Source organism: Ruegeria sp. H3, assembly GCF_056533095.1.
The window spans coordinates 118,097-134,976 of record NZ_JBQFOD010000011.1 but is presented as its reverse complement, the minus strand read 5'-3'; the positions used below and the strand labels follow the sequence as shown (position 1 = coordinate 134,976).

Below are 16,880 nucleotides of genomic sequence, written 5' to 3'. Positions count from 1 at the left end.
GTGATGCTCAAAATCGTTGTCTACGCAAACGAAAGAGAGATCGCCCGGGCCCACGCCGCGAACGTCAGCGATGACATCGATGGTCTCTGCGACTACGAAGTGCGCGTGAACGAACGAGAATCTGAGCAGCTCGGTATCGAAGAGAAAGCAGTACGCTTCGATATCTCGCAGCATAATCGCCGGCAGACGGTGTGGACACTCGTTGAGAAGATCGCCGCCATATGGCTGGAAAAGACCGGTGCGCGAGAGCCCCGCACTAAGGCTGACGACGTGACGCGCGCATTCCTGAAGCTGAAGAAGGTCAAATTTCTCGCCGGACAAGCATCGCTGTCTGATCCGATTGGCGCAGAGGAGTTCGACGCGCTCGCCGCTGACGTCGAGATTGATCCACTGACCAGAGCGCTTTTGGCACTGCAAGAGGCAAGGATCGCACTTGGCCGGGCAAAACTATCTGATCCGATTTCCGCAGATGAGATCAGAGCGCGCAAGGTACATGAAGGTAGTGACAACGAATTGCTGTCGCAGATTCGGACGAGCATTCGCGAATTGGATGAGCGCATCGCTAGTGAAGTGAATGGCGAGGACCAGGGCGAGGACGAGCATACAGATCCAGCCATAGAAGCTTTCCTTGAGCTTTTGGAAAAGGACATCGCAGCAGGCAATCTTGCTGGAGACCTAGCCGAGCACATTGCAGCGCATAAACGTCGATTGGGTGACGATGATGACCAGGACATTTGAGCCAAATTTCACAGATACCGAAGATCTTCGATTCCTGAAGACGACATTTGCGGTTCACGACAGTGAATGTAGTGTTGTGGCCCCAATCTCAACCGCCGATTTCGAACGTATCGAAGATCTGACGGACGAAGAGATCAGGCGTGTTGTTCATGAGAAAGCTGACGCGTTGGCGCAGCTTAAGGATGAGTGATGAACCAGGTTGTTGATTGGAATGACATCCAAGCAAGCGTTCTAAAGGCACTGGGAGAGCATTGTGTGGGTTGGGCTGACCAGCTCGCTCTAGTATTGGAAGATGTGAAGCGCAGTGTTTCACAACATCCCGATGTCTTTGGGGGTGAGTTGCCGGCAATCGTACAGATCAAACAAAAACTTGGCGGATTGCGCGTCTACACACGAAAATGCAATCGAAATATCCTCGATGAGCTGGATACGCGTGTCGAAGAGATTGAGAAGAAGTGTGAGCGGTGCGGAAATTCTGCCGAAATACAAAACATCAGGGGATATTTAGTCACTCTTTGTTGTTGGTGCTACAACCGCTACCTCGAAGATCGGTTTAAAGGCGCTGAGATGATGTGGCCAACAGATCTTGAGCTCAACGTAGCAAATCGCTTTCCAGATCTCGTGAGCGCTGATACGGCATCATTACGGCCAAGCATTGGTCCGGGCAGGCTGGTCTTGCTTGGCCGGTTCCTCGCAGAGGCGGAGCATCTGGTTCGAGAGAATTGTGAGACACCGATTCAAGTGCAGATCTCGGATGTGGCGACGGGCCCAGACGGTTCAATCCAGGTCAGCTTCAGTCGGTACGATCAATGCCTGGATCTCCCGCTCAAGCGTCTCGTACTGGACAGCAAGCGCACATGTGCAAGATGTGGTCATGTCGGGGATATCGTACGGAAGAAGAACCAGGCAACTGCCCTGTGCGCGCACTGTCAGGAGCAAGGCGATTGGAATCCCTTCGATGAGTGAAGGAAATAATGACAAAATCAGAACTGGTTCAGGAAACGTTTTAATAACTATACCGACCTCGTTCTCATAGCAGGCTTAACGCATGGTGTCGCGTACCCCTAGGCGCACCTGGCCTGTCAGCACATAGAGGCAGGACTTCGTCGACCAAACGATGTCGCAGCGGTGATAGAATACACAATTCTTGGCGTTGTCATACTGCTAGCCTTACTCTTTGCAGAATGAGCTGAAGCAGGTAAGACCGTAAGTCACCCAGCTTGCTTCAGGGCTTGGATACTAAAGGAGCACAATGTATTTTGAGATCACGTTAGTATCGAGTACAATTTATTCGATTGGCGGTAAAAAACATGAATTCTTTCTGGAAGCAAAAATGGAGCAAAAGACACTCGAAAGTCCATCTTGTTTAGCTTCTTGTTGACTAATCAGTATTATTGAAGTTCTTCGGAGGAAAAATAGTGAATAAAATCTCTCAACTGACACTACTTATTGCTTTAACAGCATGTACTCAAGCTGAAGACGCGCTCTCAAGTGATGTAAAAAATGCAGTAGCATTGTGCTCGTCGGGAATTGAGATAACTAACGAGGCAGAGCTTCAGCTCTCTTCTGACATCAAGGCAATTTTGGAGAGCGAAAGTGGTATCGAGGCGTCTGCTTCAATTTCAAATGCTATCCGCGGCATCGCATTTACAGAAGAGGGCCTATCGAATGAAAATGTTCTAAAAGCTTATGAGACATACAATGAATGTGTTCTAAGTGATTTGAGTGCCTACTTAGGTTCCAGCTGATGCGTTTGCCCGTTGCCATACTTGTCCCAATTCTCGCGTTGAACGGGTGTCAAATGGAACCTATCGATCCAAGTGTACGGAACACAATAGCGTTATGCAGCGCCGGTATTGGGTTAAAAACATCCGCTCGCTTGGAGGCCGAACTGGCGCAACTGAGATTAGGTGGAACTCTATCAGCAAATGCGCAGCAGGAAATACGCGGCGCGCTGTTTCAAGAAGCAGACCTTTCGGAGCAGGGAACACAAAAAGCATACGAAAATTACATTGCGTGTGTTGAAGGAGAGGTCGGCAAAGGCGAGTATATTGAGCAACTTGAAAATCAGCGCTCTTTTGTGATAGACGGCTTGAAAACCACCGACGCACCGATAGAAGAGATCAATAGCATTGATACTCTGATTGGAGAGCATATCAACGCTGTAAAAACCGGCAACCAGCGATTGGCTCACGATTTACATCGTCAGATTACCCAGAAACTTCTAGCCCTTCGTTCAGAGTACGGGGCTAACGCAGGTGAGCTTTATCTTCCAATTGGTCAATGATCTGGTCAATCTGGGAGAATTCCCCATTCGCCTTTAGTTGGCACAAGGCCTAACTGCTCGATTAGCGCGAGCTCTTCTTTGTCACTTAGTTCTACCCCGTTTGCGCCAGGTTCAATCTCTACACCCAGTAAGCTTCGTGCCAACATAGGAGTTAACAAGCCGTTATATTCGCCTTCATTAATATTGTTGGCTTCGCGGAAAGCGAGTAATGCCCTCCTAGTATTTGGTCCGTATTTTCCATCAATGACACCAGGATCAAACCCCTGCTCCAACAGTTTTTCCTGAATGAGAACCTGTAACGCTGAATCAAGTGAAACAATATAACCCTGATATCCATTTCCGTAAGCCGGTTTCAACGATAGTGAAGCAAGTAGCGACAAAATCAGGACTTTTTTCCTCATGGTAAACTCCTTTAATATTGCTTATTGTACAATTATTTCCAAAGAGTGCTCTCTTAGGGCACCGTACCAACTAGAGTCGGGATCGAACAACCTCTCAGATTCCTGCAAACCAGTTTCGAGTAGTTTAACCAATTCTTCGTTGTCATCCGCACGAGAAATTTCCCGAACTAAACCACTCAAATAGTAACGAGCCACCACCGAGTCCAATGGCAATAACTCGCGTGCAGCGGAAAAGTAACGCAGTCCACTCCTTCCTTCGAGTTCAAGGCTTAGACCAAATAAAAGAAGGGCATCGGTGCGAAGCATAAGATCGGATTGCTTACTTTCAAGCACGACCTCTAGGTTTTCGCGAACCCCAGAATAGTCGCCTCGGATGGTTCGAAACACAGCAGAAGAAAACTGCACCGCAATATTGTTCTCCTCAGAAACATAATCTAACGGCACCCAACCATTAACTCCACCCGAGGTTAAATTGACCGCGTTATCAGTATATCGAAAGGCGCGAAACAACTTCTGTGTTCGTCCAATGACTTCTGAAAAGCTAGTGTCGCTGTATATCGGCAATCCATCAAGCGAGTCGTAGCGAGCCGCTGCCTCACTACTATAGAGCACAGCTGGTAGCCGGAACAGGTTCCTGGGCAGCCCCAGAATAATGGATTGGTTCGGCTTTTCAGTGCTTGGGACTGGAATCTGCCAGACACCCGGAGGTGGGGAGTCATTACTGCCACGCCGCCAAAACAACTCGGACACAGAAAGGTACTGTTGCAAAGCCACACCATCTTGCAGCAAATACACATCACCCCAAGTTACGACATGTGCCAAATTTTCTAGTCGCAAAGCCCTGGACCGGCTCTCTTCATGGCTTGTCAAAGGTGTCTCTGACCAAATCATCCGCCCACGATTTCCAGTATCAGCCTCTCGAAAGGTCGAAGAAATTTGCAGCCTTACAAGATTGGCCAGGCTGGAACTAAAGCGTTCATCCCCCTCAAAAGTAGAAAACAGCATAATGATGTTTTCCTTTGGGGCACCGGGGCTTTCTTGAGCATTCAGAGGATATCCGGGCAGCAGGAGCACCGCGATTATCAAAACCCCAAAGGTAGACTTGAGAAAATTCACAGCCCATTCTCCAGCTTCAAGCGTTCGAGAACTTCAGAAAGAACAACTAAGTCTCCTGTGAGTTGGCCCGCACCTGCTAAAGTGTCTCTGATTGAGAATGCTAACGAGAACAGACCAAGTGTTACATGTTCAGGTTGGTTTTGCCTAATCGCTTCCATGATCATAGCGTATAGTGTGACGAGTTGATGCCCATCGGCTGTTTTTCTATAGTCACCGATTCTGCCCGAAGTGGATATCTCAAATTGATCTGGAGCGTTTTTAAAGCCAATATCAGCCGCTAAAGAACCTAGATAAACTACACTTTCTACTGAGTACGGAGCTTGAGGATCGCCTGAAGGCACAAGTTCGCCATGAAGTATCTGTAGTATGTTGCGCTGACTATCACTCCATAGGTTTTTAAGTTGCTCAAACCCGGTGACAGCATCGTTCGTAGCGTGAACAGAAACCCCTTCTACATATTGCCGCGCGGCGGCACCAGAAAGTGAATCCCCTGCGAGGGATCTAACATAAGAAATGCCATTAAAAACCAAGCGCCTAACTTCCTCTTCAGATTCAGCGACATCCGCTTCAGCAAGGTACTTCATAACATACGATATTTTTCGCGTTCCATCTCCTGATGAACCTGAATTACCGTAGCAACTGAACACATCAGTGGATGCAGGCGACAGTTTAACTTTGTCGACGTAATATAGTGGTGTGAAATACTTTAGGTCTCCCCCTCGTCCATTGTGTACTCCTAGTATGACATTGGTCCCTTTGCGAAAAATCGGTGATCCACTTAAACCGGGGGCCGTTTTTAATGTCGATCTAGCAAGGGTAGTATGTTCTAGTAGGTCACCACCAGAAACGTATTGAATGACTTTACTTGCCTTCGTGCTTTCTATTTTTCCAGCTACGTCCTTTACAACGCCCTGCTCACCTGCCTGAAACCCATGCACCTCAATTGGATCATTTTCATCAAAGTCACAGGAGAATTCAGTGAACGGATCTAGTTCCCTCTTCGCCTCGTTCTTAACAAGTTGAAGAAAACAGACGTCTACTGGTTTACCGTCTGAAGTTGGACACTTTAGCGTCCCTCTCACGAAACCAACACTATCTTGCGACATTGGGCTTTGAGGTCGTATCGTTAGCAATGGGTTGTTAACGCTGTATCCTGGTGCCACAACCGCCTTTTCAATGACGTGCCTTGCAGTGATCATCCAATAATCGTCGACAACAAAACCGGTTCCTAGATAGTTGGTTCGGTCAGTATTCTCTGGAACACTACTAAAAAGCGCAACTAGGCCATTTGCCTTTGCGTCATCTGCCAGAATTGCTCCCGGTGACAATGCGAGCACCAATACGGCAATCGATTTGACGGCTAAGTAGCGTAGAGTGAAACTGCACATGTTAAATCCCTGGAGGATATCTCTTTTCCTGGATAAAGATCGATTTTTTCTTTGGTTATATGCTGTGGAATTCTGTAACCCATTATAGATGCTTCATTATACGCAGGATCTTTGAGACACCTCTCACCAGTGGAAAACAAATTTCTCGTTGTAGTGATTGCATTCCAACCAAATTTCTCGTGATAGTATGCGATGGTTTCTTGCTTCAATAGAGTAACTGGAACACCGGGATTCGTATGCTCATGCACCAAACCAAGAGCATGTCCAAATTCATGCATCACTGAGTCCAAGTTATAGATATTCATAGTTTCCTTATTGCGGTTTGTGACATTCAGTGCACTGCGCCCAACCCTCGAGTTGTTGCGTGCGGGGGTATTTAACCCTGTTCGACGAACCCTGATGTGACAGTCTTCAGCTGGAATTTCAAAATCGAATTCAATCAAACTCCCCAAGCGCCCACCCCCGGCACCTGTCCATAATAGAGCCCTCTTCTTAACCTCCGAAATCCACTTGGCACCAGGATCATCAAGAAATCCGACACCCAAAACTATCTTTTCGGATGCCTTTTTCTGACTGTCTCCTTTTCGCCACCTTAGAGCTCTTCGAACCGTTCCTTCAGGGGACAAGTTGCCACTTGGGTCTTCAAACAATTCATCGTTCTCGGCATTTTCAGTCTCCAAAACTTGATCTACAGACGGAACGATAGTGGAACAATCAAAATCAGAATAGCCCGCAGGTTGCGCCAAGCTATTTCTTAAACCAGTGAAACTCAGCAGGAATGCTGAACCAGCGCACCAAAATCCCCTACGAGAGATACCGTTGGAATCACACACTAAATCACCCTCCTCGTTGAAACCTCTTCAACTGCTGCTTCGAACTCCGCTGTTCGCGCTAGTTCAACCAGTACTGAGGTAGGGACGCCACGCACCTTCAGCTGCTGGTACAGCTTCTCGTACTTTATTCCCTTTGATAATATCCAATTTGGTGGGGGTGCCTGATCAGTAAGTCGGTACTCGTTCTGTTCCCTTGCAGTAGTTACGTAGTTCTCGTACGGACCTTTGCACCCAGCTAGTATCGAACCCCGTTGCTCTCCTATTTTTTGGTAGGTGCTATCAAAGGCCAACTGCCTAAGTGCGCAATCAGCCGTTACTTCTTTGTTAGAACCACTTTGTTCGTCCGAAGTTTTGTCAACCAAGTCTGGCTCAGTTTGGGTACACGACAAAGGTCCCAAAATTAGTATAAGCGTAATTAAAGAAATACGTTGCATAGTCCAAAACAGCCATCGCCTCGCCAGTGAAACTCCACCACTAGAAGCACTGAAATAAGTTAATTCGCACTCTTCGCGACACTTTCCTGCTTCAGCCGACTGACTATAGCAGTTGGCAAGAGGTTAGAAAACGATACACAATGCGCAAAAAAAGTCACCAAAAAACTACCTTGGTCTTACCCGCTTTCCATTGAGTTCGCATTTTTGAGCTTTCTTGGTTCAGGATGCGGTTTCCTTTGACTGTTTAGTATACTTATGCAGAGCCAGACCCCTGTGGCTGAAACACTACTAGTTGTGTTTGCTTCATGCGCACTGTGACGAGATCAAGTGGCAGACATGACCCACGCTTTGACGTCGCGCTTTATCATGAACGCTATCTGCCTAAGCAGCTTCAGAGAAGCCTTGTTTAATACATCAGGGCGTCCAGTTTGTTGTTGCCTTGCGGACCAACGCACTAAATGGAGAAACTAACCCGCGGCGTTTGATGGCAGGATAACCGTCGAAAAGGGGAACGCTGCTTAACTTTGTAAAATTCTCTTTCTACTCGTCGCCGACCTCATTGTGCGGTGATGCTTTTTTGTAATTTGGGCTATAGGCTGCAACTCATCGAAGTTTCACCCATGGCGACTGTTCGGATGGAGCGGGTATTTGGCCTGTGAGACTGCAACCGCACTATATTTGCAAATTATGTTAAATCTCGAAATCCCGGCTCTCTGCCGCAAAACCGGTGCGCGTTTTCGACAGCTTCAGGAAAACGAATGTTTCTTCCGGTGATGTCTTGAAGGACGATGCCCGCAGTATCACTATTAGACTAAGCGTCCTAAAACCAAGTCTTGTTCATTGTTTTCACTCCCTGATTGGCTGCGTTCCAAGCCAAAGCAGCTTACCGAAGTAAATCAAAAGCCCGCAAGCGAGCTTGATGCCGAACCAGTTGCGAAGGTCGGCACCAATATCGACCGGCCGGTCATCAATCTTTATCGACCCCATATCACCTCGGGCGATTGCCTGATTGTCACCGGGTATCAGGACTTCTTGTCTTCGCTGTCGATTTTGATGAAGGAATTGCCCGAGCTGAGGGATCTGGAAAACGACAGCGATATCCGGATCCGGATATCGTTCGGGATCGACACTGCGAATACCAAAAGGCTGACCAACCCCAAACCAGTCACCGAAGAAATGAAACTCTACTGGCTGGAGCGCTCCGGGCTTCAAGTGGAAGAGGATCACGATCTTATCGCGGTGCTGGCAAAACACGCCATCAAAACCGGGAAAATTGATCTGCGTGTCTTCGATCCGGAGCTCGCCAAACGCAAGTTGGGTATATCTGGGGATCGGCGGCTACACTCAAAAATCGTCAGTTCCCCAAAAGGTGCCGTCGCCGGGTCCGCAAACTTTTCCTACTCAGGGCTCTACAGAAACATCGAGTATGCCGATGACCTGGATGCGGGCACGCATGAACTTCAGGTCGAACGCACAGAAGCCGCCGAGCAGGCTTGGGATGTGTCTGTCGATTGGAATACCGAGGCGCTGGAGATACTCGAAAAGCTTATCAAACCGGTGACCGCTGAAGACGCGATGGCGCGAACAATTTCGGAGCAAAAGGGGTTTGAACCCTGGCTCACTGGCGCCCGAAAAGAGATCACGAGCCATACGCTGTTTGGGTATCAACAGGAGCTGACCTATGAGGCGTGTTCCATCGTCTATGACCATGGCATCGCCTTCGTAGAAGCGCCAACCGGTTCAGGAAAGACAGAGATCGGCTGTCACCTGGCCGAAGCATTGTCAAATACATTCTCAGAAGTCGTGCCCCGCTCCCCCGTCCATGGCGTTGCGCGAAAAAATGCGGCTGTAATTGCCCCGCCCAAAGTTATTCCCAGTTGGCGCAAGTATTCGACAAACTCGCTCCAACCTGTCGCGAATAGCAAACTTGCCAAACAACACCTCCGCGGCGCTGGCGATGAAGAAAAATCTGGGCTCAGGCTCGATCAGTTTGGCATTCTGATAATCGATGAAAGCCACACAGTTACACCGGGCTTTGAACAAGCATCTCAAATGGCCTCAGCCATCGAACTTGCCCCGCCAAGCTGGAATGTCTGTCTGTCAGCAACGCTGCTCGGGAACCGGGATGTCGACTGGTTGACCCATATGCAGGAGAAGCGGGCGTCCATTTTCATGACCCCAACCTTCATTCAGGCCATGGGTGAGTTATTCGAGCGCGAAACCCATGTTCCCAAGGATATCTTCAACCAGGATGCGCAACTTGCCGTCCTATCAGAGCCCGACACGACGCTCACGCGAGAGGCTCGCAACGAACTCGCTCAGTTGGTTTCGCCGTTTTTGACACGCAGACAAAGGCGATGCATTGGCGAGGACGGAGATCCCAAGAAGCACAGTTACCCAAAACTAGAAAACCACGGGCGCCCGAAGAAACTTAACGTGACAAAGCCTCAGCAAACGCGCCTGGATGAGATTGTGGCTCTCTGCAAAGAACTTGCGCCTGGCGGTAGGGTGACCGCAGTCGAGAAAAGCCGCTTCGGACACGTCAGCACGCAACAAAGCACGCAGGATCAGCTCTACATCCGAAACCTTTTGAACATTCTGCGCGTGAGTGCTGCCCAAGCCCATTGGGAGATGTCTCATGGAGCTATTGGCAAATCACTTCGCGAGTTCGAGCGTGGTGGAAAATCGAAGAAAAAGGTATCCCACCGCGGCCAGTCCGACATGTTCGCGGCACTGGGAATAGAAGCGCCTGAACCCACAAAGAAATGCGACGCTCTAAACCAAAAACTGGGTCTCAGTGTTCTCAAGGAGCTTGATGAGAAGCGGTATGAGGCGTGCCTGAGAATACAAAACGAAAAAGACAGGGTCGTCTTTCTCGCAGAACGGACGGACACACTCGAGATTTTTGCAGAAGCGCTGTCGCGCAGAGGCCACCACACCAACTATGTCGTGGGAAACCAAACCAAGGGTGAAGATCGCGCCGTGAAGGCGATCTTTGGAGATGGCCCCGACAGTTTCAAGCGTATCAAACAGGGCAAGTCCGTGGAGTCTTACTTCCGACCTGGAGGAAAGAACGAACCAAAAGGATCTGCATCGGTTTTTCTGACTTACAAGATGGCTGAAGGCATCAACCTTCAGTCGTCAGACACGCTGGTGTTGCTTGGTCTGACCTCGAACCTGAAAGAGCTCATCCAAGGTCTGGGTAGGATCGACAGGATCGATAGTGAGTTCGGGGTCGTCAATTACCACCTTGTTGATGTGCCAGTAGGTCAGTTTGCATCTGACGAAAAAATCGCCCAGCGCATAGAGAACTATAAAACTTTGGCTGGGGAGGCGCTAATCGACGCCGTTTTAGAAGAAAGCACCGAAGACGCAGAACTGATCCTCAATAGTGTTGTAAAATATCTGCGATCCCCACGGCTGCTTCGCGACAATAACTTTCACGACGTGCTGGAACGCACCAAGCAAACAATCCCAGAAGACCGCTACAAACTCATCGACAAGGCCAAAATCCAAGGCACCTGGGGCGCCGAGTTGGCGCTCCTATCGGCCCGTGAGAAATTCACGGCGCTACATCTCAAAGGACTTAGCAAGAGCAATAGCTTCTTTCCGCCTCGCCTGCTGCTTCTTAAAGATACTGCGCCGGGCCTTATACTGGAACGCGACCAGCTAACCTGCGCCCAATCGCTGGAGACTGCATACGAACGGACCAGAAGCCTTGGCATGGAGCACGCCCACATGTCACTGGAAGATCTCTCTGAAGCGCTAGAGACGATTTCAGAGCAGATTGGCAAGCTGACCGAGTGGGACTTGCGCCCCGCTCGCGTTGAGAGCCTCATGAAAGCCTGCGCCGAGTTCATGGGACGCAAAGGTGGTGTCGAACTCAGTGATCAAGAATTGTTTGGCCATATGGCACTGCCTGCCGTGGAAATGGTGTGTGAGGCGTGGAGCCGTGAACTTGATCCCTTCTGGGAAAAAGCGAAACACGAAGTGCGTGATAGCTTCGCCTATGAGGGTCTTCCCAAGGGGTACATCGCGCTTCAGGTTATCCTGGAAAAGCTCGAAAGCGATCATCAGGCGTCCGCAGAGATCCATGAGAAGATGGTCCGGGTCATCGAAGAAGCTGAACAGGTTTCACGCGACCATGAACCTGCAATTGGACAGCGCATTTCAGTGGTGTTCTTTTCGGATGGTGCAGGCGAGCACTAGGCGGCCTCAGACAGCAGCGAAGCCAGGTCACTTAGTTTTACTAGGTGCCCTCGCGTCGTCTTGCCTTCAATTTGCGCGCCATGTGTCTCAATCCCTTTGCTCTCAAAATCGGACAGTAGCTTTCGGGATGTTGTACCTCTTGACCTCGCCAGTGTCGCGACGGGCATGTACTCGCTTTGAAAGATCACAAGCTGCTGTGGTCTGACCAAGAAAGACTCGCTTGGGCCGTGCGGAACTTTGCGAGATCCGAGCAGGCCCAGCTTGCACCAATGTGTCACCGCCTGAGCCTTCCAACCCGTTAACTTCGCGACATCATTTGCAGTCCAGTCCAACGAGTGCCGCTCAGATCGCAGAACCTTTTCGACGTCCGATTTCTGGAACCTGAAATCACCGAGTAGGACATCCTGATCTTCCAATTCAGCAGCGATAGAACCTTCACAAATGAGACGAATGAGCTTCTTCAGCGCCGTCTTGTCAGTTGTTCGATTAAGCGTAAGCTCTTTGAACAAAACTGCCTCTCCCGTCAATTCAGTGGCCGATGCTCTAATCTTAAAGACAAGTTCCTCTACAGAATTCGAGTGGAACCGGCCATCCACGAGCGGTGGCCGATCTGAAACTGGGACTTCACCGACCACACCAAGTTCTTTGAGAAATTGGAATTGTGTACGTCCAACTCCCAGATAGTCACATGTTTCTGCCGCGCTCCAGAAGCGCCGACGATCTGCTGCAATGTTGAGAACTTCGAATTTGGGAACGACTGTTTGATTATGTCCAAATCCGCGTTGACTGATCTTGCCAGCGATCTCTTTTTTCTGGACTGCCGCAACGAGACGCTGTGCAGAAATTCCGAGTCGTCGTGCCGCTTCCGTTGCGGGCAACCACTCTCTCGATGAAGTAGACGCCAAACGACCCGGATGGAAGCCACTGAATTCTCTCTCGATCACACGTGCCACTGCGTCCTTAAACACATCGTATTCCGGTTCTCGAAACCGCATTAGGCGCTGATACCAGTTGCCAAGCCGCTCTGGAGCAGAAGTTGCATCGGGATCACCTTCATGCAGCAGCTTTTTCACATAATTTTCGAAACCATGCGGCCAGTTTGCCAAAAGGGATTCGACCGGCGCCATTAGTCGAACCGCGTCTTCAACGGTCTTCGGAATTTTCGTTTTTCCGAACTTACCCGTACGGCTAGCTTGAAACCCAGAGGCTAGGAAATGAACGAATTTACCGATGTTGCTCGGGGGTTTGGTTCCGGTTTCGGCATGTGGGATCAATGGACCGGTGCCTGAGATTGCGGATGCTACATCGCACTCGTGTTCTGAAGCTTGATAGCGTGGCAGTTTATCAAGAGGAAATCCACAACTGCACAATCGATAGCCACCCACCTGTGGTGTCAATCTCTCCGAACAATTTGGACAAACGTCAACCAGCCTCAATCGATGTTCATGACATGCAGTTACCAGGGAGTGCCGCCATAGCGCTTGATATGGTTTCTTTTCCGCGAGGCATTGTGGGCAAACTGGGTCAGAGTGAAGACGTTCGTATTGCCAGTCTCTACTAGGATCTTTCGGTGGCGAGCTAGGTGCGAGACGTTCAAGTGTCCCGGGCGGGACCCTCAACTCCTCTTCAATTGCGGCGATATCATCAACCAATTGACGCCCGTATCGATTGCCAAGTTCTGCCAAAAAATCCGACGTGAAGTAGTGTGCTTTTGCTCGCCCTAAACGCCTAATATAGCCCAACAGGCTTTCTGAATTTTTTGGTCTCAGAAAGTCAGAGCGTCTCGATGTCATGCGGCCTCTAACGCTTCAAGGTCAATGAGTGACTCTGGGGTCACATCCAAGCCAGCGTCCTGCATGACATGGATGTAGGATCGAACAAGGTCGATTTTCTGAGGTGCTTCCTCCCCAAAAAAGTAACCAGCGTTTAGGCTCTTTTGCGTCAACTGAATTGCGCTGTCCGAGATAATCTTGGATGTCAGCGTCGTCGACTTCATCTTGAGCGCGGCCACTTGGAGGATGCGCACAAGCATTCCAACGCGACCTCCAGTTACGCCGTACAATCTGACCACCAGTTCTTCGAAATCAAAGTCAAACTGGCCACCGGCGGCTTGCATGTTGCATAGAGCTTCAGAGAACGCTGCGGCAAAGCTTGTAGCATCGGCGCCACTCGACCAAGCATACGGAAACAGCTCGATAGTCGACAGCGTTCTGTCCCTCAATTGCTCGTTTTCATCAATGAGCCCCTGAAACTTAGGCAAACCGGCGAGGATCAACGTGACCCCTGTTTGATCGATTAGCCATTTGAAATGGTCGGTTGCGCCACGTTTTGACAGATGAGCACCTCGTTCGGCGCAATGGCTACATTCATCCAACGCGATTGTGCGAATACCTTTTTCACGCACAGCGAAGCACAGACGGGCCTGTAAATCGTGCGCGCTTTGGGTTGGTCCGGTTTTGACCCCAACGGCTTCGAGCATCGCTGTAAGCAGTGTCTTACTGTTTGGTTTGGTCGGAATACTTCCGATGACAAAATCACTTGCTCCGCTCAAACCAGAATATTCAAGCAGGTCGCTACTGAGATCTGGTCGCTTGCCGAGTTCAACTTGAACGTCATTCAAGAGTTGCGTCTTTCCGCAACGTGTAGGCCCAGACAAGAAGACTGCGGCGCCGTTTAACTTGCGAGAGATGGAGACGGCTTCAACCAATTGGTCTTTGGCAACCACATAGCTCGGATGTTCAATTGTCCGGTTCAGAACTTCAAACACTCGCTCTGTCATTGCGGACACCCTCCTTTAGAGACAAAACTTGGCAGTTTGCTGGGCAGATCAAACTCAGGTTTTTCCGCCCTGTACGCGGGCTCTGAATGCCCGTGCTTATCCATGACTTTCTTGGATTGGGCGAAGATTTCCTGTCTTCGCTCCTCTTTGGCGGCCTTCTCCCGAGACTTTGCGGTCTTTGTCCTTGCCTTTGGTTCTTCTTCGTAAAGGTGCAGAGCCATCGCAGCGATCAGCGCCTTTTCCTGAAGCTCTTCGTCTTCCGGGGTGAAAGTTTGCTTTCGCAGTCTCGCCAACTCATCGAAGGATAGAGCCGGGCACTCTTCATACTTTGCGGGCACGAAAAAATGCTCATTATTCAGGCGATCCAGAACCGCAATTTCTCGAATGTCATTCGGGTCAACGCGGATTTCGACCGTCGCAGGCACACCGACCATTTTCAAGTAGTTGGCAAGTTCAGCGCTATGGTATGTCACTCCGCCGTAGGAGATACCGTACCGTTGCACAGTTCTCGTCGCAGCCTGAACCATAAACATCTCTCTGAGTTCGTGGGGATCTGGGGGCATTGGTACAAAACAGTCTTTGGAAGTCCTAAGCCAAGATTGCATCGGAGATTCCAGTCTTCGGAGCACGTGTTGTACGCGTCGCCTGGGCATGCGTAAGTACACGTCGTAACGCCATTTTTGCAGTCGCGTTTCAATCTCTTGCAAAGTCAGGCAGGCCTCTTTTTGTGCCTTTTCCGTCCGATCTCTCGGGCCGATGAGGGACGTCTGCGAAGCACCAGGGAATTGAGTGACAATCCGGCTCAGCTCCAAGAAGAAACGTTCGATGAACGGTTTTTTATCCGGTCGACCTGGGATCATCTTGCGCCATTCCAGACTCGAACAATCGATGATCGTATGGAAGACGTCACCGCTGTTTTCGGTGCCCTGGTCTGTAATCAACAACTGGGGCGTCCCAATTGTCTGAAAATCGTTCTCGATACCGTGCATCATGAAAAATGTTGGTGTTTTGGGCTCCAAAATTTCCTTTACAGTTCGAGAAACCAATGCAGTGTCGGGACGGCTCCAGCTGAGTTGCATCCCAAGAATAACACCGGTTGCGCAGTCGATTGCTACGCAAATGTGGGGGCGACCAATTGGGGTTCCGTCATCATCGACGCACCAAACATCGAGCGTGGTGCAATCCAGTTCTACTCTTTCGAGCGGGGTTGATACTCTTTGGTACTCCAGCGCCATAAGATAGCGCCTGTTTGCCTCTTCATCCCCCAGCCGCCGTTTTAGAAGCCCGGCATGTGGCAGGCTGTAAACAATTGCTTCAACGCACTTTCTTCCGCAGGGGCCGGGCACCTTGCCCTCGGATTTGCATTGCCTTAGGTACAGCCGCTTGGCTTGCCGGGCAATCCAAGTGATAGTTTTTAGGTCGTTGTTAAGAAAATGTTCTTCCAAAAGATCCAAAACGACCTCCCGGAACTCCGCGTTATACCTCGGTGTACGATTGCCGGAATTACTTGTCTTGGATCGTAGACCTGCTTTTCCTGAAAGTAGGTACTGGGTGCGCCAATGCTGAATGGTCCTTACAGTCGGAAAAGGTTTCTTCCGATTTACATGAAGCGGATGCGCAGCGAACTCACCTGCCAATTTGTTTCTAATCTTAGCCCACGAGTATCCTTGCCTTTGTAGTTCAGTTGCTCTGACAAGGATCAGTTCTCGAAAGTACGTTTCGTTGTTTTCTTCTGGTGTACCCAGTCTTTTGGAAGTCGTACCATGAACATGCGGGCTGCTTACCACACCGAGAGAATAATGCGTCCTGAATTCTTCATTGGTAATCTCTTTGTATGTCCCTTCTTCATCCTGAAGCGAAACGTGGTCTCGTTGATGATCAAACTCCTTGACCACGAAAGCTTCCGTTCCGATGAGAACATTCCATCCGACATAGTTGGGGCCTTGCTGCGTCACAGTGGAAAGATCTCCAGATGAGACTTTTGGCCGTGGGCTAACCGTCCAACAGATTTGGGTCGGAGCATGCCTGCTCTAAGATCAACTGAGATGTGGCCCAAAACGATTGAACTTAGTACATCGATCTTGCTACAACCCAGTTCTTTCAGGAGAAATTCCAGCCGGAACGTTTGTGCTTCAATTGAAGACAGTTTGCGAAGGAACTCGTCAGTCGGAGACCTCCGAATGTAGGGATGCAGAGATCGGATATTGTGCACCAAATCTCTGGCAAGAAATTGATCGGTGAGGATCAGAAGCTCTAAACCGAGGCTTCTAAAGATGTTTGGCAATAGCAACGTGCTCTCATTGTGCTTCAACAATCTAGAGTGTCGCACTTCCACGAAAAGCTTCCGGCCATCAAAACAGATGACTTCAAAATCAGGGGTATAAGGTTTTGGTTTGTATCCCGTTCCCTTGAACTTGGTGATGAGCTCCGATTTTGCTGGATAAACACGACCTGATTTCAGATCGAATGTGCAGGGTTGCGGCCTGATGGCCTTAACCTTCGGATGCAAGTCGCAACCAAAAGCAAAACTTGCCTCCAACCCACTTTCAGTCTGGATCACGCCCTGCGCTTTTCTTGCAGACAAGAAATGGGACTTCTTTTTTTGCCCTCTTCGCCAAGCTTGGCGCGCAGGAATTTCTGCTCTACTGTCGATTTTCATAGGGTATTCCCTACAATATCAGCGTCGCTCATTGCA

The 16,880-nt window shown here is 49.6% G+C and carries 14 protein-coding genes and 1 pseudogene; 6 read left to right on the top strand and 9 right to left on the bottom strand.

Features of this window, described 5'->3' with window-relative positions; translation table 11 throughout:
* Positions 1-3 precede the first annotated feature (3 nt).
* The 5 genes from ACR0JE_RS14200 to ACR0JE_RS14180 all read left to right on the top strand — a co-directional run bounded on the left by ACR0JE_RS14200 (position 4) and on the right by ACR0JE_RS14180 (position 3,025).
* Complete coding sequence (locus ACR0JE_RS14200; RefSeq protein WP_480864619.1) at positions 4-738, top strand: hypothetical protein; 735 nt, start codon at positions 4-6, stop codon at positions 736-738.
* Positions 722-928 carry a hypothetical protein gene (locus tag ACR0JE_RS14195; protein ID WP_480864618.1) on the top strand — a complete coding sequence of 69 codons (207 nt, stop codon included), beginning with the start codon at positions 722-724 and terminating at the stop codon, positions 926-928. The genes ACR0JE_RS14200 and ACR0JE_RS14195 overlap by 17 nt, the downstream gene beginning before the upstream one ends.
* Complete coding sequence (locus ACR0JE_RS14190) at positions 928-1,704, top strand: hypothetical protein (RefSeq protein WP_480864617.1); 777 nt, start codon at positions 928-930, stop codon at positions 1,702-1,704. The genes ACR0JE_RS14195 and ACR0JE_RS14190 overlap by 1 nt, the downstream gene beginning before the upstream one ends.
* Before the next feature lie 452 nt (positions 1,705-2,156).
* Complete coding sequence (locus ACR0JE_RS14185) at positions 2,157-2,486, top strand: hypothetical protein (protein WP_480864616.1); 330 nt, start codon at positions 2,157-2,159, stop codon at positions 2,484-2,486.
* A 53-nt stretch (positions 2,487-2,539) separates the two neighbouring features.
* Entirely contained in the window at positions 2,540-3,025 is a 486-nt protein-coding gene (locus ACR0JE_RS14180) for a hypothetical protein (protein ID WP_480864615.1), read from the top strand.
* A 5-nt stretch (positions 3,026-3,030) separates the two neighbouring features.
* Here ACR0JE_RS14180 and ACR0JE_RS14175 read toward each other — a convergent pair whose 3' ends face one another.
* Genes ACR0JE_RS14175 through ACR0JE_RS14160 form a run of 4 tightly spaced genes read right to left on the bottom strand, consistent with a single transcriptional unit; the run spans position 3,031 to position 6,763 of the window.
* A complete protein-coding gene (locus tag ACR0JE_RS14175) occupies positions 3,031-3,426 on the bottom strand; it encodes a peptidoglycan-binding domain-containing protein (protein ID WP_480864614.1) in 396 nt (131 codons plus the stop codon).
* Between the two features lie 21 nt (positions 3,427-3,447).
* Complete coding sequence (locus ACR0JE_RS14170; RefSeq protein WP_480864613.1) at positions 3,448-4,542, bottom strand: hypothetical protein; 1,095 nt, start codon at positions 4,540-4,542, stop codon at positions 3,448-3,450.
* Positions 4,539-5,930 carry a trypsin-like peptidase domain-containing protein gene (locus ACR0JE_RS14165; protein ID WP_480864612.1) on the bottom strand — a complete coding sequence of 464 codons (1,392 nt, stop codon included), beginning with the start codon at positions 5,928-5,930 and terminating at the stop codon, positions 4,539-4,541. Before ACR0JE_RS14165 ends, ACR0JE_RS14170 begins: the two co-directional genes overlap by 4 nt.
* Positions 5,903-6,763, bottom strand: a complete 861-nt coding sequence (locus tag ACR0JE_RS14160) for a zinc metalloprotease (protein ID WP_480864611.1) — start codon at positions 6,761-6,763, stop codon at positions 5,903-5,905. The genes ACR0JE_RS14165 and ACR0JE_RS14160 overlap by 28 nt, the downstream gene beginning before the upstream one ends.
* A 1,274-nt stretch (positions 6,764-8,037) precedes the next feature.
* On the opposite strand from ACR0JE_RS14160, the gene ACR0JE_RS14155 reads away from it, so the two are divergent.
* A complete protein-coding gene (locus ACR0JE_RS14155) occupies positions 8,038-11,406 on the top strand; it encodes a DEAD/DEAH box helicase family protein (protein ID WP_480864610.1) in 3,369 nt (1,122 codons plus the stop codon).
* On the opposite strand, the gene ACR0JE_RS14150 is transcribed toward ACR0JE_RS14155, so the two are convergent.
* The 5 genes and pseudogenes from ACR0JE_RS14150 to ACR0JE_RS14130 all read right to left on the bottom strand — a co-directional run bounded on the left by ACR0JE_RS14150 (position 11,403) and on the right by ACR0JE_RS14130 (position 16,844).
* On the bottom strand, positions 11,403-12,680 hold the full coding sequence (locus ACR0JE_RS14150; RefSeq protein WP_480864648.1) for a hypothetical protein: 1,278 nt from the start codon (positions 12,678-12,680) through the stop codon (positions 11,403-11,405). The genes ACR0JE_RS14155 and ACR0JE_RS14150 overlap by 4 nt on opposite strands.
* Before the next feature lie 165 nt (positions 12,681-12,845).
* Positions 12,846-13,199 (bottom strand): annotated as a pseudogene (locus ACR0JE_RS14145) (TniQ family protein); the annotation flags it as partial.
* Entirely contained in the window at positions 13,196-14,185 is a 990-nt protein-coding gene (locus ACR0JE_RS14140; RefSeq protein WP_480864609.1) for a TniB family NTP-binding protein, read from the bottom strand. The gene ACR0JE_RS14140 and the pseudogene ACR0JE_RS14145, both read right to left, overlap by 4 nt.
* Positions 14,182-16,140: a Mu transposase C-terminal domain-containing protein gene (locus tag ACR0JE_RS14135; RefSeq protein WP_480864608.1), complete on the bottom strand. Its 1,959-nt coding sequence runs from the start codon at positions 16,138-16,140 to the stop codon at positions 14,182-14,184. The genes ACR0JE_RS14140 and ACR0JE_RS14135 overlap by 4 nt, the downstream gene beginning before the upstream one ends.
* Positions 16,137-16,844, bottom strand: coding sequence for a hypothetical protein (locus ACR0JE_RS14130; RefSeq protein WP_480864607.1), 708 nt, complete (start codon positions 16,842-16,844; stop codon positions 16,137-16,139). Before ACR0JE_RS14130 ends, ACR0JE_RS14135 begins: the two co-directional genes overlap by 4 nt.
* Positions 16,845-16,880 lie beyond the last annotated feature (36 nt).